We start from the raw sequence: 18,850 nt of genomic DNA on the forward strand, positions 1-18,850 counted from the left end.
AACGCTCGCAGAATGCGATGCCATTCGGCATCAATCAGCCAGAGCCGCTTGGTAAGCGCTCAGGACCCTGTCGTTGAAGCAGACGAAACGGATCGATGCGACGTCAGTGGGCGTGCTTCGCGCAGTTTCCACGGCGATCTGCGTGGCGGGCTCGAAGGGATAGCCGTACACACCGGTGGAAATGGCAGGAAAGGCGACTGAACGGGCGCTTACTTCACCGGCGCGGGCCAGTGACTCCCGGTAGCACGAGGCCAGCAGCTCGGCTTCGCCGTGGTGGCCGCCGTGCCAGATCGGCCCGACGGTATGGATGACCCAGCGGGCGGGCAGCCCGAATCCCGGCGTGACCTTGGCCTGACCGGTCGGGCAGCCGCCGAGGGTGCAGCAGTGTGCGAGCAACTCAGGCCCCGCGGCCCGGTGGATGGCGCCGTCTACGCCGCCCCCGCCCAACAGAGTCTCATTGGCGGCATTCACGACGGCATCAACCTGCTCGACGGTGATGTCGCCGAGCGCCGCCTCCAGCCGCGGGCTCTGGTGCGCCCCTTTCACTTGATTGCCTCGCCCGAAGTCAGCTCCGGCATCGGCAGTTGTTCCGCTGCCGCTCATTCGAGGGCTTCGGCGACAGCCAGCTCGGCGATGCGGTCGGCGTCGTAGCCGAGGATGTCGCCGAGAATCTCGAAGGTGTGCTCGCCGTAGGTGGGCCCGGCCCAGTCGAAGCCGCTGTGGGCTTCCGACAGTGTGTACGGCACGGCGTCGATCACTGCGCGGCGGGCGTATTGGTGGGGCGCCCATTGGAAGTGTCCACGATGGGCGAGCTGCGGATCGTCGATGCAGGCTCCCGAGTTCTGGACGTAGTGAGCGGGAACGCCGTGCGCCTGGAGGCGATGCATGAGACCCGAACCGTTCTGGCGGGCGGTGAAGGCGCTGATGATCTCGTCAAGCTCGTCTTGGCGGGTCCGGCGGGCGGATTGGTCGAGATCGGCGAGATCCTCCCGGCGCATCTCGATCGCCAGTGACTGCCACTGGTCATCGTCCTCGATCGCAATGGCGATCCACTGGTCATCGCCGGCAGCCGGGTACACGCCGTGGGGCACCATGTGGTCGTCGGCGTTGCCGCGCCGGGTCCGTCTCATGCCGGTGGCCTGCATCTCGGCGATGGCGGGCGCCAGCAGGTGCACCGCTGCCTCCATCTGGGAGAAGTCCAGGTGCTGACCTTCGCCTGTGCGGCGGCGGTGGTCGAGGGCGGCGAGCAGGGCGCACACCGTGAATCTGGGCGAGCAGTAGTCGGTGTAGGCAAGGTACGGGCCGGCCGGTCCTCGGTCGTCCCAGCCAGTGATGTCGAAGAACCCGGCGACGGAGGCAGCCATGTTGCCGAAGCCGGCGAAGTCGCGGTGCGGGCCGCTCTGGCCCATCACGCAGCTCGACACCATGATCAGGCCGGCGTTGATCTGCCGGAGATCGTCGTAGCCGAGTCCCCAGGCGGCCATCGTGCCGGGCGTGAACGACTCGATGGCCACGTCGGCCCATGCGACGAGATCACGCACGACCTCACGAGCCTCGGGCTTGGACAGATCAAGCGAGATCGTCATCTTGTTGGCGTTCGCAGAATGCCAGGCGATGGCATTCTCCTGGTCTGCCACGTCGTCTCGATGGCCGAGGGCGCCTCGCAGCAGGCATGGTCGGTTCTGGGTCTCGACGCGCACGACGGTGGCGCCCCAATGCGCCAGGATCTTCGTTGCCAGGGGAGCGGCGGCAACCCAGGCCAGATCGGCGACCTTGAGGCCGGCCAGGGGCTTGTCCGAGCGGGCGCCGTCGGGCAGCGGCTCCGGCGGTGATGGCAGGCCTGCGCCGGAGTCGGCCCGCAGCTCCTCTGTGTGAGCGCCCGCTTCGGGTGGCGGACCGAGGGGCTGCAGGGGCGTGCGATCGGCCAGCACGAATCGCCCCGGAAGCTGGATGCCGTCGACGTCGTCCCAGAACTCGCGTGCGGCAAGCTGCGGGCTGTCGAGCACGTCCTGGAGGGTGTTGACCGGGCAGACGAGCAGCGACTCGCGCAGGCCCCGCTCGATCATCTCGGCCTTCGTCTTCGTGAGGCAGAAGCGGGCGATGTCCGCCATTACGCCTTCGATGACGTCGATGGTCTCTTCGCCGCTCTGCAGCTGCAATGCGAAGTTCACCCAGTCCTTGTTGAGTGTCTCGTCGTCGCAGAAGCCTTCTTCGTTCATCCATGCCAGGAATCGGCGCACCATCGGGCCGATCATCGGACCGAAGGCGACGGTGACGATCATGTAGCCGTCCTTGCACGGGTAGATCGTGCGGAGCATGAGCGCGCCGAAGCGCACGCCGCCTGCCTCGCGTTGCACCTCTTCCAAGCCGGCGGGCGCGTAGAGGATCGCTGACAGAGCCGTCTCGCAGACTGCCTGTTGGGTGGACAGGTCCACGTGCTGGCCTCGTCCGGAACGGGCCCGGTGCTCGAGCGCCACGAGCGCTGCGACGGCAGCCTGGGCGCTGGCGTGGAGCCACGCTTGGGCGATGCTGATGCGCACTGGGGGCCGGTCGCTGTCGCCGGTCACCGCCAGCTGGCCGCTGGATGCGAACAGGGTCAGGTCGGTCGCCTTCCAGTCGGCTTTCGGCCCGGTCTCGCCCCAGGGAGTGATGTGCACGGTGATGAGCTGCTCGTTCGCCTCGCGCAAGGCCCCGAGGTCAAGCACAAACGGTGTGGCGTCGTTGTGCAGCACGATGTCGGCTCCGGCGGCGAGGTCGGCCACCTCGTCGGCGTCAGCCGCTACGACCGACCGTTTGCCGCGGTTGTAGGCGTCGTGGGCATAGCCACGCGGCCACCCCCCCGGAGGCTCCACGAGCACGACATCGGCGCCGAGCTGGGCCAGCAGATTGCCGGCGAACCAGCACCGTTCGTCGGTGAGATCCAGCACCCGATATGGACCAAGCATCCCGCCCCCCAGGCGTCGATCCTGCGGCGACTTCGCGTTGCCGCTGCTCCTGCGACCGGACACTAGTGCTGGACGCCGAACGGCCAGCGAGCGATGCGAAGCGCCCGAGCTCCAGGCGGCGCTACTCGGGAGTGACGTAGGCGGCGGTCAGGCCTCCGTCGATCTGGAGGTTCGCGCCGGTCATGTAGGAAGAGTCGTCTGATGCCAGGAACAGGGCGGCTGCCGCCATCTCGTCTGCTTCGCCGAATCGGCCCATCGGCACATGGACCAGACGGCGCTGTTTCTTCTCGGGTGTGTCGAGGAACGACATCAGCATCTCGGTGCGCAGCGGCCCGGGGGAGAGGGCATTGACGCGGATGTTCTCGCGAGCGTGGACGACCGCGAGTTCCCGGGTCAGCGACAGCACGGCGCCCTTGGAGGCGGTGTAGGCGATCTGCGGCGTGGCAGCGCCGACCGACGCGACAAACGATGCGGTGTTGATGATCGATCCGCCGCCGCGGCGCCGCATCGCTTTCACGGCGTACTTGCAGCCGTACAGCACGCCTTTCACGTTGACCTCGAACGTGCGCTTGAGCGTCTCGTCGGTGGTCGCTACGGCGTCGGTGTCGTCATCGAGCATGATCCCGGCGTTGTTGAAGGCCACGTCAAGTCCGCCGTACTCGTCCTCGGCGCGACCGAAGGCGGCTGCGATGTCCGATTCCGCAGACACATCGGCACGTACAGCGATGGCCTCGCCGCCTGCGGCCCGTACCTCCGCCACGGTGTCGTCGTTGGACGCAGCGATGTCGACGGCGACGATGCGAGCGCCCTCCGCAGCGAATCGCAGAGCCGTCGCCCGCCCAATGCCACTGCCCGTTCCTGTGATCAACGCCACCTTGCCCTGCAGCCTCATGGAAATCCTCCCTGAACTGACGCAGTCTCTGTGGGCCATTGTCCCCGACTCCCGCGCCCGTTCGAGGCGGTACGGCCGCTGTGCCTTCTGGCGGAAGCGAGGACTGCCATCATCTTTGGCGATCGGCTTGGGTCTTCGAGGGCCGGCTCGGGACCGGATTCTGCGACAGAACGGTGATTGATGAACGACAGCTACGACGTTGTGATCGTGGGAGGTGCCGTAATTGGTTCGTCGATTGCCTGGGCGCTGTCGGCCGACGACGGCTTCGACGGCACCGTGCTGGTGGTCGAGCGCGACCCCACCTACGCGCAAGCCTCGACATCGCTGACCAACAGCTGCATGCGCCAGCAGTTTTCTAACCCGCTCAACGTTGAGATCTCCCGATTCGGGGCTGACTTCGTGCGCAACTTTCGGGAGCGTCTCGGCGGCGATCCTGAGGTCCCCGACCTGTTCGTGCACCACTTCGGCTACATGTACCTCGCCGGCGATGACGACTTCGCGGCGACCCTGCGCTCCAATCAGGCAATTCAGGCTGAGCTCGGCGCAGGCACCCGCATTATGAGCCCCGCCGAGATCAAGGCCGCCTACCCCTTCTACAACGTCGACGACATCGTGTGCGGCAGCCACAATCTCGTTGATGAGGGCTATTTCGACTCGGGCACCATGTTCGACTGGTGGAGGCGCAAGGCCCGCCAAAACGGCGTCGAATACGTGACTGCCGAGGTTGCTGATCTGGTCGTAGTTGAGGGGCGGGTCGAGGCTGCGGTGCTGGGGTCCGGCGAGACGGTGCGGTGCGAAACGCTGGTGAATGCGGCAGGCCCGCGTGCGATCGAGGTGGCTCGGATGGTCGGCGCCGACCTGCCGGTCGAGCCGCGCAAGCGCTACACGTACATCTTCGAAGCCGCCGAGCCTCTCGACCGCGCTCTGCCGCTCACCATCGATCCCACCGGCGTCCACATGCGCAGCGACGGTGACGCCTACATGTGCGGCTGCACACCAGGCATCGACCCCGCCGTCGACTACGACGACTTCGCCATGGACCACGACATCTTCGAGGACAAGGTGTGGCCGGCGCTGGTGCACCGAGTGCCGGCATTCGAACGCCTCAAGGTCACCAGCCAGTGGGCGGGTCACTACGCCTACAACACGCTCGATCACAATGTCGTGGTCGGACCCCACCACGAGATAGCGAACTTCATCTTCGCCAACGGATTCTCCGGGCATGGCATGCAGCAATCGCCGGCCATCGGCCGTGCAGTCTCGGAGTGGATCGCCTATGGCGAGTACCGCACGCTGGACCTGACGCCGCTGGGTTATCGGCGCATCGTCGAGGGTCGGCCGTTCGTCGAGAGCGCCATCATCTGAGCGCCGGCGCACGTCGGCTCAGCCGATCGGGCGGCGCGCAAGTACTCTCGCTCCGTGCGCTTCGGCATCTTCGATCAGTTGGAACAGCCGGGAGACGTGCCGTGGCACGAGCTGTACCGGCACCGGCTGGACCTGCTCGTACGAGCCGAAGAGGCGGGCGTGTGGGGTTGGCACAAGTCCGAGCACCACTTGATTCCGCTCGACGCTGCACCCAGCATCAACGTGTACCTCGCTGCAGCGATCGAGCGCACGAGCCGCATCCGCATCTGCTCGCTGGTGCACCTGCTTCCCTTCTACCACCCGATCCGGCTGGCCGAGGAACTGTGCATGCTCGACCAGCTCTCCGAGGGCCGGCTGGAGTTCGGCTTCGGCAAGGGAATCAGCGTCCCCGAGCACCTGCTGTGGGGCCTCGACCCCGAAGACGCCATTGCCAAGACCGACGAGTCGCTCGAGCTGATCCTGGCTGCCATGCAGACGAACGGGAATTTCAGCTTCGAAGGCGAGTTCTTTTCGTTCGGCGACGTGCCGATCGAGTTCGAGCCGTACCAAAAGCCCTACCCGCCGCTGTGGCGGCCGGGCCAGCTTGAAACAGCCGCAGAGATGGGCGTGCGCACGATGGCCGCCGGGCCGCTGGCTGCGGTGGCCGGGAGCACGGCGCGCTACCACGAGCTGCTCCGCGACGACGGCATCGGCAGCCACCACTCGCCGATGATCGGAGGGCTGCGGCGACTGGTCGTCGCACCCACCGATGACGAGGCCGACGAGATCGGGCGCCGGACGTGGGTTGCGTTCACCGGGCACCTGACTCGGCTGTTCCGTCGCTACGAGATGATCCCGCCGAACGACCCGACGCTCGGCGGCGACTACGACAAGGCGAAGCACTTCGAGGCGGTCGTGGTCGGTTCGCCACAGACCATCCGTTCGGTTTGCGAACGGTTCGCCGAGGAGGCAGGCACCGACTACTTCGTCGGTGTGTTTGCGTGGGGTGATCTCACGAACTACGAGGTGGACCGATCATTCGATCTGTTCGCCGAGCATGTGATTGCGCCGATGGCTACTTCCTGAGCGCGCTCAGGTTGCTTGCCCTGAATCCTCAAGGCATATAGTCGCGAGAGAACTGAACTTGGGGGGCGGCTCGAATGACTGCACTACATCCCAACGGCGTGAACCACCTCGCGCTTTCCACTCGCGACATGAAGGGCCAGCTGGAGTTCTGGTGCGACGTGCTGGGTTTGCCGCTGAAGGCCCTGTACTGGATGCACGGCGTGGACGGCACTTATCACGGTTTCGTGGAGCTGGCGCCCGACAGCTACGTGGCGTTCGTGCAGCATCCCGACAACGCCAAGGACATCGAGCTGGGCGTCACTCACGCGGGCGGGCCCGGCGAGCCGGTCACCGCTGGCACCATGCAGCACGTCGCCTTCAACGTCGACACGTTCGAAGACCTGATGGCGCTGCGGGATCGCATCCGTGATCGTGGCGTGCAGGTGTTCGGGCCGATCGACCACGGCTTCATCCAGTCCGTCTACTTCGCCGGCCCCGAGGGGTTGGCGCTCGAGGTGGCGTGCGGGTCGGCTATTCCCGCGGAGCAGTGGGTGGACCCCGAGGTACAAGACCTTTGCGGTATCTCCGGGTCCGAGCTCGAACGGCTGAAGAACCCGGCGGACTACATCCGTCCCGCTGAGCCTGTTTCGCAGCCGTCGTCCGATACCGGCATGCCGCGGCTCATGCCCGAAGACCACTACGACATGGTCATGAGCCTGCCGGACCAGGTGGTGTGGGACCGCATGAGCGAGACGACCCCACCAGTGACCGCCGACTGAGCACTGGGTGCGCCTGTTCTCCCATCGCAATCGTCCGGCGGCAGCCGGTCCGCTGCCAACCGAACTGGCTCGGATGGGGAGCAACTCGGCCCGGCTGGAGCCGTCTGGACGGGCGCCATCGACGCGTTCATGGCACGGGTCATCTCGGTTGCTATACAACTATGCTAGCACTAGATGATATAACAGTGTAATGGCAACAACGAGGACGACGTTCACGTTGGACCGCGAGCTGGCTGAGCAGGCTCACCACCTGAGCGTCAACATCTCCGCCGCTGCGCGAGAAGGCGTGGCAGCCGCCGTGAAACGAGCCCTCGGCGAGTCTGATCGTGCGGCCTATGAACGAATCCCGGAAGAACCCGACGAGTTTTGGGACGACGCCGAGGCGTGGGGTAACGAGTGAACCGGGGCGAGGTGAGGTGGGCTGGCGTGGGCGCCAAGAGGCGACCGGTGCTCGTGCTGACGCGCCCAGAGGTCATCGGTGTGCGTGAGCTAGTGACGGTTGCCGAAATAACTACGACGATTCGAGGACTCGCTGTTGAGGTTCCGCTCGACGTCACCGAGGTCGACCTTCCGTCTGAGTCCGTCATCAATTGCGATGGCCTGCATACCGTCCGGCGGGCTTCGCTGGGCGAATGCCTCGGCGAATTGGGGTCTACGACCATGTGGTCTGTCTGTCGGGCAATTTCTTACGCATTGGGTTGTTGAGGGGCGACGGCGATAGTGCAGTTCAGCAGGGTTCGCAGCGTCGCCGAGGCGGTTGACGAGCTGAGCCGCTGGGGCACTGAAGGCCGCATCCTGGCGGGCGGAACCGACGTGATGCCGCAGTACCTGCGCGGCGAGCGGTCGCCGGCTGCGCTGATCGACATCAGCGGCATCGACGGCCTGCAGGGGATCTCCGACGTCGGCGGGGCGACCAGCGTCGGCGCTCTGGTCACGCTGCGCCGGCTCGCCACGGCCTCGCTCATCGCACTGCGGCATCCGGCCCTGTCCCAAGCGTCCGCGGCAGTCGGGGCTTGGCAGACCCAGACAGTGGCCACAGTTGGCGGCAACGTGTGTACCGCGGCGGCGTCGGCTGACACTCTTCCGGCCTTGCTGGTCTCCGATGCTCAGCTGACGCTGGTGTCGAAATCGGGCCGGCGGCGAATGGACTTGGGCGAGTTTCTGACGGGAGCGGGCGCGACGGCGTTACGACCGACAGAACTGCTGCGTGCCGTCGAGCTGGAGCCAATCGGCGAGCGCAGCGCCGAGGGATACCTCAAGGTGGGGCGACGCAGTGCCATGGACCTTGCAGTCGTAGGCCTGGCGCTGCGGCTGTCCGTGACTCCGAGCGGAGTCGTGAGCGGCGCCCGTGTCGCGGTGTGCGGCGGGACTCGGTCGCCGCACCGGGTGCCCAGCGCCGAGACTGCTCTGTTGGGAATCCAGATCGACGGTGGCCGCGTCGACTGCGCGGAAGCCGGTGCCGAGCTCGCGAGTGCCGCAGCGCCCGAACGGACCGAGGCGGCGCGCTACCGGCGACGGGTGCTTCCCGGCCTGCTGAGCCGGCTCGCGGACCGTTGCGTCGCCGACATCTCCGGGGCGGACAGCTAATGGCTGCCGCTGGGGGCGAGCAGTCCGTGTCGATCCGGCTGGTCGTGAACGAACGGCCCCACGTGCTTGACGTTGGAGCGGGGGAGACCCTGCTGGGCACGCTGCGCGAGCGTCTCGCTCTCACCGGTCCGAAGGAAGCGTGCTGTGAAGGCGAGTGCGGTGCATGCACCGTGCTGGTGGACGGCGCGCCCGTTGCATCGTGCATCGCGGCCGCCGGGTCGATGGATGGCCGCACCATTCGCACGGTCGAAGGGCTCGCTGGTGCGGGTGAGCTCACGGTGCTGCAGCAGGCCTTTGTGAGCCATGCCGCCGTCCAATGCGGCTATTGCACGCCCGGAGTGCTGATGGTGCTGACGGCGTTACTCGACGACGTGCCGGATCCCTCCGAGACCGACATCCGTCAGGCGCTCGCAGGGAACATCTGCCGCTGCACGGGCTACCAGCAGATCGTCGACGCCGCGCTCGACGCCGCCGGGGCGGTGTCACCATGAGCGCGCTCGGCGCCAACCCAGCCCGCAGCGATGCTGACGCAAAGCTGCGAGGCGAAGCAGTCTTCGGCGCCGACCTCGCCCGGCCGGGAATGTTGTGGGCTGCAGTCTCCCGGTCACCTGTCGCTGCCGGACAGATCCGTGCCGTCAACACGCGCCTCGCTCTGGCGATCGACGGTGTGCTGGAGGTGCTGACGGCGGCTGACGTGCCGGATTGGCGCACCGGTGTGATCGTGTCTGACACTCCATTCTTGGCCGCCGACTATGTGGCCTATGAGGGAGAGCCGTTGGCAATCGTGGTCGCTGAAAGCCGGGTCGCAGCCGAGGCTGGCGCAAGCGCGGTCGTCGCCGACATCGAGCCGATCGAGCCGATTTCCACGCCGGAGCAGGCCCTCGCACCAGGTGCTCGTTTGGTCCATCCCGAATGGAATCGCTTCGCCGTGGCCGGCGGTGCCGATATCGGGCGCGACGGCAACGTGGTGGCAGAGGTGGTCCATGATCCCGGCGATCTTGATGCGGCATTCGCTGCTGCAGACCTGGTGGTAGAGGGCACCTACCGGACGCCTCGGCAGTATCAAGCGCATCTGGAGCCCAAGATGGCGCTGGCTGTGTTCGAGTCGGGCCGTTACACCATCGAGGTTTCTCACCAGTACCCGTTCCGCCTGCGCGACCGGATCGCCCAAATGCTGGCGGTCAAGCCTTCGTCGTTGCGGGTGGTCGGTCACCACATCGGCGGGGGTTTCGGCGCCAAGCTCGATGTCAGCGTCGAAGCGTTCGCTGCGCTGCTGGCCCAGCGATATCGCCGTCCCGTGCGCATGCAGCACAGTGCACTCGAAGAACGGCTCGTGGCGCCATGCCGGGCCAACGCGCTGGCGTCGGTTCGCTCTGCTGTGCGGGGTGACGGCACGATCCTGGCGACCGAGGTCGAGATCGTGTCCGACAGCGGTGCCTATGCCAACAATGGCCCAGCACTGTCGGCCATACCCATGTTTGTGTTCGGCTCGATCTACCGGGTAGGCACCGCTCGGATACGGACCCGCAACGTGTACACGAACACGGCGCCTACCGGTGCCTACCGGGGAGTGAACGGACCCTGGCTGGTGTTCGCCAACGAGCGTCACATGGATGCCATCGCGGATGCGCTTGGCCGCGATCGCCGGGAGTATCGGCTGACGTCGTTGTCTCAAGATGGCGAGCTGATGCGCAACGGGCAGCCGCTCGAAGAGGTCTCGATCCTGCATGAGGCCTTTGAACGAGTCGACGAGCTCGCACCCTGGCACGCCATTTCGGAGCGCACAGCAGCATCGAAGAGTTCGGGCGATGGCGTGCTGCGCGGTGTCGGCCAGGCTGCGTCGGTCTGGCTGACCAACCCGATGCCGGGTCATGCCACGGTGAAGCTGAACGAGGACGGCACCGCGACGGTGATCACCTCGGCGACCGAAAATGGCTCCGGTGCCGTCGCGACCGGCCTGCGGCAAATCGCAGCCGAGGCACTCGGACTTGCTGCGGATGATGTGATGATCACGATGCCCGACACCGACGCCACCGGCTACGACGCTGGGTCACAGGGCAGCCGCACCACGCATGTGGTGGGCCGGGCCATCGCCGACGCCTCAGCGGAAGTGCGACGCCAAGTGATCGACCAGGCATCGCACATGCTCGAAGCGGCCCCCGAAGACCTCGAGATCGCCGAGGGCGTCGTGACGGTCGCGGGGGTGCCCGCTGCCAGCGTGACTCTCGGTCAGGTCGCACAGGCAGCCACATGGTCCGAAGGGCCGATCGCCGTTGGTGCGTCCTACGTCACCCCGACACCGCAGCACGATCCCATGTGTGCAACCGGCATGCTGATCAAGGGCTGGCCGACGCCCACGTATCACCTTCACCAGGCCGAGGTGAGCGTCGATCCGGTCACCGGTCAGGTCACCGTGGATCGCTACGTAGTCTGCCAGGAGGTCGGGCGGGCGATTCATCCAGCCGCCCTTGCCGGTCAGATCCAGGGCGGCGTCGCGCAGGGCTTGGGCTTCGCGCTGAGCGAGCGCGTCGATATCGACCACGGCCGCTACGTTCAGCGCACCTTCAAGGAACATGGCCTGCCGCTGGCCGCAGACGTGCCGAAGGTGGAGATGATCGTGATGGAACACCCCGACTCCGCTGGCCCCTACGGTGCAAAGGGCGCCGCCGAGCCACCCGTCGTCCCGGTAGCGGCTGCTGTTGCCAATGCGGTCTCCGACGCCATCGGCGCACCGATCGACACGCTGCCGATTACGCCCGCGGACGTGCTCGACGCCCTGGAGCGGGCGCAATGAACGCCGCAGGTTTGCCGCCGCCTGCGCCCTTGCGCATCGGCGTAGACGTCGGCGGGACCAACACCGCTACGGTCGCCATGTCGGCCGATGAGGTCGTCGGCTGGGCGAAGGCACCTACGACTCCGGAGGTCACCGACGGGATTGTGACCGCAGTGCGGTCGCTGCTCGACAAGCACCATCTGTCTCCCGATGCGATTAGCGCCGTAATGATCGGCACGACGCACTTCACCAACGCGCTGGTGGGTCGTCCTCGTAGATGGCGAGGTTCTCATTCTGGAAGCCGATGCGGATGGTGCGCCCGGCGTCTCGCCGATGCCCGCCGCGGTCATCTGGCCGCGTGCAAACCCCGCCGCGTTGCGCCGGTGCACATCGGTCACCTTGCCGCGGAGGTATCGCATGCCCCCAGCGACGCCCAGGATCGCCTCGCTGGGGTCGTCCTTGACCTCACGGGCGTGATGCACCGCATGGCCGATGTCGCTGGCCAGCCGCAACGTGTTCGGGATGATCGAGCGGCGGCAGTATACGCCGTCCATCACGGCCGACGCCAGCCCCGTGTGAGCGCCCATCTCGACGGTCGCTGCTCGGGCTATGCGCTCGAGCCATTTGGCGTCGGGCACTTCGGCGATGACCATCTGGCTGCCTCGCTCGTCGGCAATGGCGGCGGGGTAGGGGCTGCCGTCGTAGATGAGGTAGGTAATCATCTGCAGCTCCGGGAAGGCTCGCCCCATGCCGTCGCCGTTCACGATGGGAATGTCCATGGCCGCGGCCACCACCATCGGCACCATCGAGTTGCTGCCGCCCATCTCGAACGGTGCGATGGCATCGAACTTCCGCCCCAAATGGCTCTCTAGCGCCCTGGCGGCCACCGTCTCCTCCGCCGTCGATGACGGCGGTGTGTCCTCCGATTAGGTCGAGGTCGGCGAGCTCTTCAGCAGGCGCTCGCACCCAGAAACGACTCCCTTGCGGAACATCTCGAGTTGACCGTCGGGCCACGGAACCTCTGGCCGAGCGGCCCGCCAGCCGAGAATGGCCATGCCGCGGATGAGCTCGAACATCGGCACCAGCGCCAAGTCGTCATCACTGATCGGGCGAACTGCTCGATAGCTGTGCAGGAATGCCTGCCGCGCAGCGCGGAAGTCCGCGGTGTCCCGGGAATGGAACATCGCCACAGCGATGTCGTACTGGTGCCACCCGAAACCGGCGTCGTCAAAGTCGATCACGCTCAGTTGCCCGTCGCAGGTGAGCAGGTTTGCCAGATGGAGATCGGCATGAATCATGCTGAAGGTGCGGCGCGGCTCGCCATAGCGGCGAAGCCGTTCCCGGCAGTGATCGCGGGCCGTGATGAGCAGCTCCCGCTCGCGCCCATCGAGCACCGGGTTCTCCCAGAACGGACCCCAGAAGGGAGCATCGCCGAGCAATCCGTCCAAGTCCAGGCGATGGCGCCGGAACGATGACGGCGGCGTCCAGCCGGCCGCCTGGTTGTGCATCGCCGCCATCAGGCCGCCGAGCTGGCTGAACGGCGCGGCGATCTCGGGCGGTCCAGTTGCGTCGGTGTTGCGGTCGTGAGCGGTGAGCAGCTCGCCGACAATCTCTCCTGGCGCCCAGACGTTGAGCCCAGCCTGCCGCGTCTCGTTCCCGGCAACGCCCACGGGCACGAAGTAGCGACCGTCGGGTGCGTCAACAGGCGTCGGCACCGAGATGCCGCTGCTGCGAAGTGCCTCCAGCCACACGCGTTCGGAGTTGAGCTCGTCGAGAGAGTGGTAGCCGGGCCGGTGCAGTCGCAGCACGTAGGCCTTTCCGGAGCGATCGTCGTCGGCCCGATATGTGACGTTCTCGCTGATGCCGACCAGTTGCAGGCGCGCAGTCTCGATGCCGAATGCGCGCAGTGCCTCTCGGACGGCTGGTTCGTAACGGGTAGCAAACCCGTCAGCCATCGATTTCCTGCAGCACCGCGTCGAACGCAGCCAGGAACTCCTCGGCGTGGGACTGTTGCAGCACGAGCGGCGGGCGGAGTTTCAGCACGTTGGCGAACGCACCGGCGTTCGAAGCAAGCACGCCTTGGTCTTTCAACCGGTCGGTGAACTCCACCGCCCGTGATGGGTCAGGCACCAGCTCGCCCTCCGGCTCCACCATTTCCACTCCGATGTACAGCCCGTGGCCCCGGACATCGCCGATCCATGGGCATCGTTCGGCGCGTTCGACCAGTGCCGTTCGCAACCCGAATCCGAGCTCTGCGACGCTCGCGGCCAGCCCGCGCTCCTCGATCTCGTCGATGACGGCGTGCCCGACGGCAGCTTGCAGCGGGCTCGCGCCGTAGGTGTTGAAGTAGCGGGTCTCGCCCCGGAAGCGTTCGACCAGATCCCGGCTGGCGACTGTGGCCGCGAGCGGCAGGCCGTTCCCCATGGGCTTGCCCATCACGGCAATGTCCGGCTCGAAGCCGGTCAATTCGTAGCCCCACCAGCGACCGGTCCTGCAGTAGCCGGCCTGCACCTCGTCGGCGATCACCAAGCCGCCGGCGGCTCGCACGAGATCCGCAGCCTTCGCTATAAAGTCGCCCGGTATGTCCGGCAGGCCTTCATTGGCCTGGATCGAGCACAAGATGACAGCGGCGACGCCGGCACCAGAGGACTCCAGCCGTTCGATGGCTGTCGCCAGCTCGTCGAGGTAGGCGTCGGCGAGTGCGTGGCTATCCAGCCCTGCCCGGATCGGACGCAATTGCTGGGGATACGGGAACGTCGCCACGTCGGGGTGCTCGTCGGGCCTCATCGCCGCCCGACGCAACGCGATCACCGCTTCGGTATTGCCGTGGTAGGTGGCATTGGTGGCGATGACACCGCGGCGTCCGGTTGCGATGCGAGCCATAGCCATAGCCACCTCGACGGCTTCGGTGCCGGTGCAGGTGATGACAGCGCTCTCGATCCCGTCGTGATGCAACGCCACTAATCGCTCGGCGAAGCTGACGATGCCCTCGTGCAGGTACCGGCTGTGCACGTTCAGCGTGGCCTGCTGGGCCGCCATGGCCTCTGCCACGCGGGCATTGCCGTGACCCACGCAGGGCACGTTGTTGTACATGTCGATGTAGCGGCGACCGTCCGCGTCGAAGAGCTCGACGCCCTCGCCTCGCACGATGTGCAGCGGCTCGGTGTAGAAGAGCTGTGAGCCGGCGCCCAGCGCCCGCTCACGTCGTGCTTGAAGCGACTGGCTCACTCCACAGGGTTCAGCAGTACGGAGTTGGAATGCTTCGAGCTCGGCTTGCGGCCCAGCGCTATTTCCGGTGTGAGCAGGTCGACCGGCCCGGGCATGCCGTGGGGATCGGAGTAGTACCCAAGCGCGTAGTTGCCCATCGAGTACCCCATCAGGTCTGCTAACTCGCGGTCGAGCTCCTTGGCGACCTCAGGCGGGCAGGACAGGAACTGGTTTTCCTCGGTGCGCAGCCAACCGAGCGTGTAGGTGATGTTGATGCCGGTGCGGTCGGCGTCGCTGCGGTTCTCGCCACCGCCGTGGATCACCGAGCCCGAGTACAGCAGCACGGAGCCGGCGCCCATCGCGGCCTGGGTCTTCTCGTCGTCGGTGGCTCGACGCTCCTCGTCCCACCCGGGACTTCCCGGCACGATCCGGGTGCCGCCGTTGGTGGGTGTGAAGTCGGTGACGGCCCACATGGTGTTGAACTGAGGCTCGATTTCGCCGGGGATGTAGCCGCCCCATGCCAGACGGTCTCGGTGCAGCGGCTGGGTGCCCTGGCCGGGCTTGATGTTGATGACCTGGGTCAGGTGCAGCTGGATCTTGTTGGTGTAAGGACTGAGAAACCGGTTGGCCAAGCTGATGACCTTGTCGTGCATGACCAGCTCACGGCACGCTGGCGAGCGGGCCACCAGCGCCCCGGTACGGGTGGTGTTGTGGCCCGAGAAATTGTCGAGACCGCCTGGTGTCTTGTCGATCCATGGCCGCAGCTCGGCCTCGAGCCGCTCCACCATGTCCAGATCAATGGCGTCTTCGATGATCGCGCCGCCGTCAATCCGCACTACCTCGGCTATCTCTTCTTCGGGGCTGTCCAGCGTGAAACGGGCAAGCTCGGCCATGCCGCAACAGTACGCGTCGCCGTTGGCAAGCGCCGTCCTTGTGCGGCGCGTGCCGCCGGGTGTGCTTACTGGCAGGTGCGTCGCTGCACGCGTACCGTCGGACGCTTGGTGGGCGGGGAGCTTCCGGTGCGGATCGGTACCGGGCGCCATGCTGTCTCGGTTGCACGCCGTTCTGAGGTGCGCAGCCGCTCGGTCGCGCAGGCTCGACGCGCTGGCAGTGCCTTCGCTCCGAGCATGTGGGATACGGCCACCAAGCCGTGGTGGAAGAAGCGGTCGTTCGCATCGCTCCACGCGCCGTAGGCGTCGAGTTCGGCTCGCAGTTGGGCGAGTTCGGCGTCGACCCTTTCTTCGTACTCGTCGGAGCGCTGTTCGAGGCGCCGGATCTTGGCTTCGGTCTCACGGACGAAACGGCGGTAGCTCCGAAGGAGCAGCAACTGTTTTCCGACAGCGACCAGAAGAACGGCCGCCGTCCACGCGACGAATACCGGCACAGGAACGCCCGTGGCGAGTAGCGGGACGGTTCCGGCGGTCATCGCCCGACCCCCGATGTGCGCGCCGGTGATGAGACATATCTGCGCAGTGTCATGAGCACACATCAACAGGTTGTGACACTAAAAGCAATTGAATTTATTGACAAATACTGAAAAGAGATACGTACAGGTGCCGTCCGAGTGCCCCTGAGCCGTGGGGATCGTGGGCACAGACCGCCGAACCCCAGCCACGTGCGCCCCGCATGCCAAGTCCTGAGCCGGCCGGCCGTTCTACGCTGCGCCAGGTGAGTCAGCACCCCGACAGCGTTCCCGTCTTCACGCCAGACGACGACGCCTTTCACGCGCATCTGAAGGGTGACGATTGGTGGTTTACCGAGACGGCGTGGTTCTCGTTCCATCATCGCGAACGAGCGCTCGGCGGCTGGCTCTACACGCTGGCGCGCCACAACATCGGCACCATCTCGGGCGGGGCTTGGGTGTGGGATGACACGGCCCACCTGCCCTGGGAAGTGCTCTACAGCTCCAATCTCACCGCCCTGCGGCTGCCGCCGGAACTCGACCTGCGAGATGCGACCCTGCCCAACGGGGTCAGCGTCGAGGTCGAGACCCCGACGTTGGCGTACCGGCTCGGTTACGACGACCCGGGCCGATTCACCGCCGATCTGCGCTTCGAGGCCGTGCTGCCGCCGCGGCCGCTGACGGCGGGGGGCTCGACCTTCGGCCATTCAGCGCACTTCGATCAGATCGGCAGGATCACCGGCACCATCGAGCTAGCCGGTGAGCCGATCGATATCGACTGCTGGTCGATGCGCGACCGCACCTGGGGACGTAGACCAGAGGACCGTCCCCGTCAAGCCGCGTACGTCACCGGCGCCTCCGATGACGGGTCGGGTTTCCTCGCAGTCACGAACGCCCGCGACGGGCTGGACCGGGTCTCGTACGGGTTCGTCCAGCACGGCGACACCCAGGTCGGCCTCGTGGACGGCGAGCGCACGGTGAGCCGCAGCCCCGAGGGATGGATTACCGAGATCCGCATCGACGCCGTGGATGCAGCCGGCGGCTCCTTCGTGGCGACCGGCAGCCCGCTCAGCCGCATCATCATCAACCGGCACAGCTTCATCGACATCAACAGCCTCATCCGCTGGGACGTGGACGGCGTGGGGACGTGGTGGGGCGAGGACCAGGACATGTGGCCGGTTCGACGCTTCGCTGCAGCCAAGCGCAGCGGCGATTGGTCGACTCCCAGTTCGAGATCATGAGCCTCGACGACCACGGGCTGCTGTCACGGCTCGCCGACACTGTGCGCGCCCAGATCGCGCCGGCAGTCGATGACGAGTACGCCCGTACCCAGGCGTTTATGGCGTCGGTGATTTTGCACCGTCTGGCGAAGCAGGCCCGGTTGTCCGACGAACACCGCACAGCCGAGGTCGCCGACGTCGCAGCTCTGGCCGATCAGCTCGACGCAGTGCTGGCCGGTGCAGATACGCCCGCAGACGTCCCTCGAGGCGCCGTCGCACAGGTCCCCGAGGGTGTCCCCGCAGACGCCGACGCACAGGTCGCCGGGGAAGTGCGTGACGCAGTCGCCCGCATGCGCAGCCATGCGTCGATAGCGGCAGTATCTGAGGTCATCGACGCGCTCTACAGGTGGGATCCCTCCCACCGGGTGGTCGGCGCCGCTCTTGCGGAGATCCGTCGGGTGCTGCGCCGAGACATCGACCGCCGCCTGGAGATCGCGCAGTGATCGCAGTAGGAGGGCAAAACACGACACCCGACGATCGAGATCTCGCTGGCGTTCTCGGCGAGTATCTGCGCGATCGTCTCGGCGCCAGCGGCCCCGTCGACATCGCCACTCCTGAGCGCATTGCGGTGGGCTGGTCGCACGAGACGTGGCTGTTCGACGCCGTCTGGTCCGACGGCGCCGACGAGCAGCGTCAGGGTTTCTGCCTGCGACGCGACCCGGGCAACGCCCTGCTGCGGCACGAATCCGACCTCGAAGAGCAATTCCGGGTATTGCGCTGCCTCGAGCACACCGACGTGCCCGCGCCGCGGGCCTTCTGGTACGAACCCGACCCTGCGGTTCTCGGTGCTCCCGCGATCGTGATGGAACGAGTGGTCGGCGAATGCCCGAGCCCGTGGCGAAGGGCGGGGCGGGAGTACTACGCCGCCGCTGCCGAGCGCGGCGTGCTGCCGGCCAGCTTCACCGATGCGCTCGCTGCGGTGCACAACGTCGACTGGCAAACGGCAGAGCTCGGATTCCTGGGCGTGCCCGGGGACGGCAGCGACTTTGCACTGCGCGAGATCGCCAAATGGCAGACGCTCATTGCCGACTCCGGCCATCGGGGCCATCCGATCCTCGCCGACCTGATCGGCTGGCTGAAGCACAACGCACCGTCGACGGAACAGCTCACCCTCGTGCACGGTGCGTTTCGGACCGGCAATGTCCTGATCCATGACGACCGGGTGTCAGCAGTTCTCGACTGGGAGCTGCAGGTCATCGGCGACCCCATGTACGACGTTGCCTATGTGCTCACCGAGCTGAACCGGGAGGGCACGGACCTGTTGTCGAATGTCGTGCCGCGGGAGCTGTTCATGGATCGCTACCAGCAGGCCACCGGCATCGAGATCGACGAGGAGCGCTGCGCCTATTTCCAGTTGCTCTACGCCATGCGCTCTGCGGCGTTCTGGATGAGCGCTGCAGGCCTGTACGCCGACGGCTCGAACAACGACCTGCGGCTGGCCCGCACGCATTGGTCGGTCACCGTTGCACTCGAACGTGCTGCGACCGAGTTGGGCTACTAGCGCCGTGTCAGCAAGCGTTTGCGCTGTTGCACTTCCGGCATCGGCCGATCACTGCGGGTGTCTGGGCAGGTTCCG

General features: G+C 66.4%; 18 protein-coding genes and 2 pseudogenes. 12 read left to right on the plus strand and 8 right to left on the minus strand.

The features are described from left to right. Nucleotides 1-30: 30 nt before the first annotated feature. The 3 genes from ACOGJB_RS00595 to ACOGJB_RS00605 all read right to left on the minus strand — a co-directional run bounded on the left by ACOGJB_RS00595 (nt 31) and on the right by ACOGJB_RS00605 (nt 3,837). Nucleotides 31-603, minus strand: coding sequence for an O-acetyl-ADP-ribose deacetylase (locus ACOGJB_RS00595; RefSeq protein ID WP_419838901.1), 573 nt, complete (start codon nt 601-603; stop codon nt 31-33). Continuing rightward, nucleotides 600-2,945 carry a CoA transferase gene (locus ACOGJB_RS00600; RefSeq protein WP_419838902.1) on the minus strand — a complete coding sequence of 782 codons (2,346 nt, stop codon included), beginning with the start codon at nt 2,943-2,945 and terminating at the stop codon, nt 600-602. The genes ACOGJB_RS00595 and ACOGJB_RS00600 overlap by 4 nt, the downstream gene beginning before the upstream one ends. A gap of 121 nt (nt 2,946-3,066) precedes the next feature. Next, entirely contained in the window at nt 3,067-3,837 is a 771-nt protein-coding gene (locus ACOGJB_RS00605; RefSeq protein WP_419838903.1) for a glucose 1-dehydrogenase, read from the minus strand. Between the two features lie 180 nt (nt 3,838-4,017). Between ACOGJB_RS00605 and ACOGJB_RS00610 the strand changes: the two genes are divergently transcribed. The 9 genes and pseudogenes from ACOGJB_RS00610 to ACOGJB_RS00650 form a co-directional block, all read left to right on the plus strand. After that, on the plus strand, nt 4,018-5,202 hold the full coding sequence (locus tag ACOGJB_RS00610) for an NAD(P)/FAD-dependent oxidoreductase (protein ID WP_419838904.1): 1,185 nt from the start codon (nt 4,018-4,020) through the stop codon (nt 5,200-5,202). Between the two features lie 54 nt (nt 5,203-5,256). Further along, nucleotides 5,257-6,267: an LLM class flavin-dependent oxidoreductase gene (locus ACOGJB_RS00615; protein ID WP_419838905.1), complete on the plus strand. Its 1,011-nt coding sequence runs from the start codon at nt 5,257-5,259 to the stop codon at nt 6,265-6,267. 74 nt (nt 6,268-6,341) lie between these two features. After that, nucleotides 6,342-7,025, plus strand: coding sequence for a VOC family protein (locus ACOGJB_RS00620; RefSeq protein WP_419838906.1), 684 nt, complete (start codon nt 6,342-6,344; stop codon nt 7,023-7,025). Between the two features lie 190 nt (nt 7,026-7,215). Further along, nucleotides 7,216-7,425, plus strand: coding sequence for a type II toxin-antitoxin system CcdA family antitoxin (locus ACOGJB_RS00625; RefSeq protein ID WP_419838907.1), 210 nt, complete (start codon nt 7,216-7,218; stop codon nt 7,423-7,425). A gap of 11 nt (nt 7,426-7,436) precedes the next feature. Beyond that, on the plus strand, nt 7,437-7,730 hold the full coding sequence (locus ACOGJB_RS00630) for a type II toxin-antitoxin system PemK/MazF family toxin (protein ID WP_419840789.1): 294 nt from the start codon (nt 7,437-7,439) through the stop codon (nt 7,728-7,730). A gap of 15 nt (nt 7,731-7,745) precedes the next feature. Next, nucleotides 7,746-8,612, plus strand: a complete 867-nt coding sequence (locus tag ACOGJB_RS00635) for an FAD binding domain-containing protein (protein WP_419838908.1) — start codon at nt 7,746-7,748, stop codon at nt 8,610-8,612. Beyond that, nucleotides 8,612-9,103: a (2Fe-2S)-binding protein gene (locus ACOGJB_RS00640; RefSeq protein ID WP_419838909.1), complete on the plus strand. Its 492-nt coding sequence runs from the start codon at nt 8,612-8,614 to the stop codon at nt 9,101-9,103. The genes ACOGJB_RS00635 and ACOGJB_RS00640 overlap by 1 nt, the downstream gene beginning before the upstream one ends. Next, complete coding sequence (locus ACOGJB_RS00645) at nt 9,100-11,406, plus strand: xanthine dehydrogenase family protein molybdopterin-binding subunit (RefSeq protein ID WP_419838910.1); 2,307 nt, start codon at nt 9,100-9,102, stop codon at nt 11,404-11,406. Before ACOGJB_RS00640 ends, ACOGJB_RS00645 begins: the two co-directional genes overlap by 4 nt. A gap of 77 nt (nt 11,407-11,483) precedes the next feature. Beyond that, a pseudogene (locus ACOGJB_RS00650) lies at nt 11,484-11,600 on the plus strand (hypothetical protein); the annotation flags it as partial. Nucleotides 11,601-11,720: 120 nt separating this feature from the next. On the opposite strand, the pseudogene ACOGJB_RS00655 reads toward ACOGJB_RS00650, so the two are convergent. The 5 genes and pseudogenes from ACOGJB_RS00655 to ACOGJB_RS00675 all read right to left on the minus strand — a co-directional run. Then, a pseudogene (locus ACOGJB_RS00655) lies at nt 11,721-12,272 on the minus strand (DUF917 domain-containing protein); the annotation flags it as partial. A gap of 39 nt (nt 12,273-12,311) precedes the next feature. Beyond that, on the minus strand, nt 12,312-13,340 hold the full coding sequence (locus ACOGJB_RS00660) for a phosphotransferase enzyme family protein (protein WP_419838911.1): 1,029 nt from the start codon (nt 13,338-13,340) through the stop codon (nt 12,312-12,314). Continuing rightward, nucleotides 13,333-14,613, minus strand: a complete 1,281-nt coding sequence (locus ACOGJB_RS00665) for an aspartate aminotransferase family protein (RefSeq protein WP_419838912.1) — start codon at nt 14,611-14,613, stop codon at nt 13,333-13,335. The genes ACOGJB_RS00660 and ACOGJB_RS00665 overlap by 8 nt, the downstream gene beginning before the upstream one ends. Then, nucleotides 14,610-15,485 (minus strand): phytanoyl-CoA dioxygenase family protein, encoded by an 876-nt coding sequence (locus ACOGJB_RS00670; protein WP_419838913.1) that lies wholly within the window; start codon nt 15,483-15,485, stop codon nt 14,610-14,612. The genes ACOGJB_RS00665 and ACOGJB_RS00670 overlap by 4 nt, the downstream gene beginning before the upstream one ends. Before the next feature lie 65 nt (nt 15,486-15,550). Beyond that, nucleotides 15,551-16,018, minus strand: a complete 468-nt coding sequence (locus ACOGJB_RS00675; RefSeq protein WP_419838914.1) for a hypothetical protein — start codon at nt 16,016-16,018, stop codon at nt 15,551-15,553. A gap of 242 nt (nt 16,019-16,260) precedes the next feature. Between ACOGJB_RS00675 and ACOGJB_RS00680 the strand changes: the two genes are divergently transcribed. From ACOGJB_RS00680 to ACOGJB_RS00690, 3 genes are read left to right on the plus strand one after another with little or no spacing between them, the layout of a single operon-like run. Further along, nucleotides 16,261-17,235 (plus strand): DUF7065 domain-containing protein, encoded by a 975-nt coding sequence (locus ACOGJB_RS00680; protein WP_419838915.1) that lies wholly within the window; start codon nt 16,261-16,263, stop codon nt 17,233-17,235. Beyond that, entirely contained in the window at nt 17,232-17,717 is a 486-nt protein-coding gene (locus tag ACOGJB_RS00685; protein WP_419838916.1) for a hypothetical protein, read from the plus strand. Before ACOGJB_RS00680 ends, ACOGJB_RS00685 begins: the two co-directional genes overlap by 4 nt. Continuing rightward, on the plus strand, nt 17,714-18,775 hold the full coding sequence (locus tag ACOGJB_RS00690; RefSeq protein WP_419838917.1) for a phosphotransferase family protein: 1,062 nt from the start codon (nt 17,714-17,716) through the stop codon (nt 18,773-18,775). Before ACOGJB_RS00685 ends, ACOGJB_RS00690 begins: the two co-directional genes overlap by 4 nt. Nucleotides 18,776-18,850: the final 75 nt, after the last annotated feature.

Origin of the sequence: Candidatus Poriferisodalis sp. (assembly GCF_965208895.1) — a bacterium.
In the GTDB taxonomy this organism is placed as follows: Bacteria; Actinomycetota; Acidimicrobiia; order Acidimicrobiales; family Poriferisodalaceae; genus Poriferisodalis.

Bases quoted from the DNA above. Each gene is read 5' to 3' on its own strand.
- ACOGJB_RS00595 (WP_419838901.1), bottom strand. From the start codon at position 603: ATGAGCGGCAGCGGAACAACTGCCGATGCCGGAGCTGACTTCGGGCGA.
- ACOGJB_RS00605 (WP_419838903.1), bottom strand. From the start codon at position 3,837: ATGAGGCTGCAGGGCAAGGTGGCGTTGATCACAGGAACGGGCAGTGGC.
- ACOGJB_RS00620 (WP_419838906.1), top strand. From the start codon at position 6,342: ATGACTGCACTACATCCCAACGGCGTGAACCACCTCGCGCTTTCCACT.
- ACOGJB_RS00670 (WP_419838913.1), bottom strand. From the start codon at position 15,485: ATGGCCGAGCTTGCCCGTTTCACGCTGGACAGCCCCGAAGAAGAGATA.
- ACOGJB_RS00625 (WP_419838907.1), top strand. From the start codon at position 7,216: ATGGCAACAACGAGGACGACGTTCACGTTGGACCGCGAGCTGGCTGAG.
- ACOGJB_RS00640 (WP_419838909.1), top strand. From the start codon at position 8,612: ATGGCTGCCGCTGGGGGCGAGCAGTCCGTGTCGATCCGGCTGGTCGTG.
- ACOGJB_RS00660 (WP_419838911.1), bottom strand. From the start codon at position 13,340: ATGGCTGACGGGTTTGCTACCCGTTACGAACCAGCCGTCCGAGAGGCA.
- ACOGJB_RS00675 (WP_419838914.1), bottom strand. From the start codon at position 16,018: ATGACCGCCGGAACCGTCCCGCTACTCGCCACGGGCGTTCCTGTGCCG.
- ACOGJB_RS00645 (WP_419838910.1), top strand. From the start codon at position 9,100: ATGAGCGCGCTCGGCGCCAACCCAGCCCGCAGCGATGCTGACGCAAAG.
- ACOGJB_RS00600 (WP_419838902.1), bottom strand. From the start codon at position 2,945: ATGCTTGGTCCATATCGGGTGCTGGATCTCACCGACGAACGGTGCTGG.
- ACOGJB_RS00685 (WP_419838916.1), top strand. From the start codon at position 17,232: ATGAGCCTCGACGACCACGGGCTGCTGTCACGGCTCGCCGACACTGTG.
- ACOGJB_RS00610 (WP_419838904.1), top strand. From the start codon at position 4,018: ATGAACGACAGCTACGACGTTGTGATCGTGGGAGGTGCCGTAATTGGT.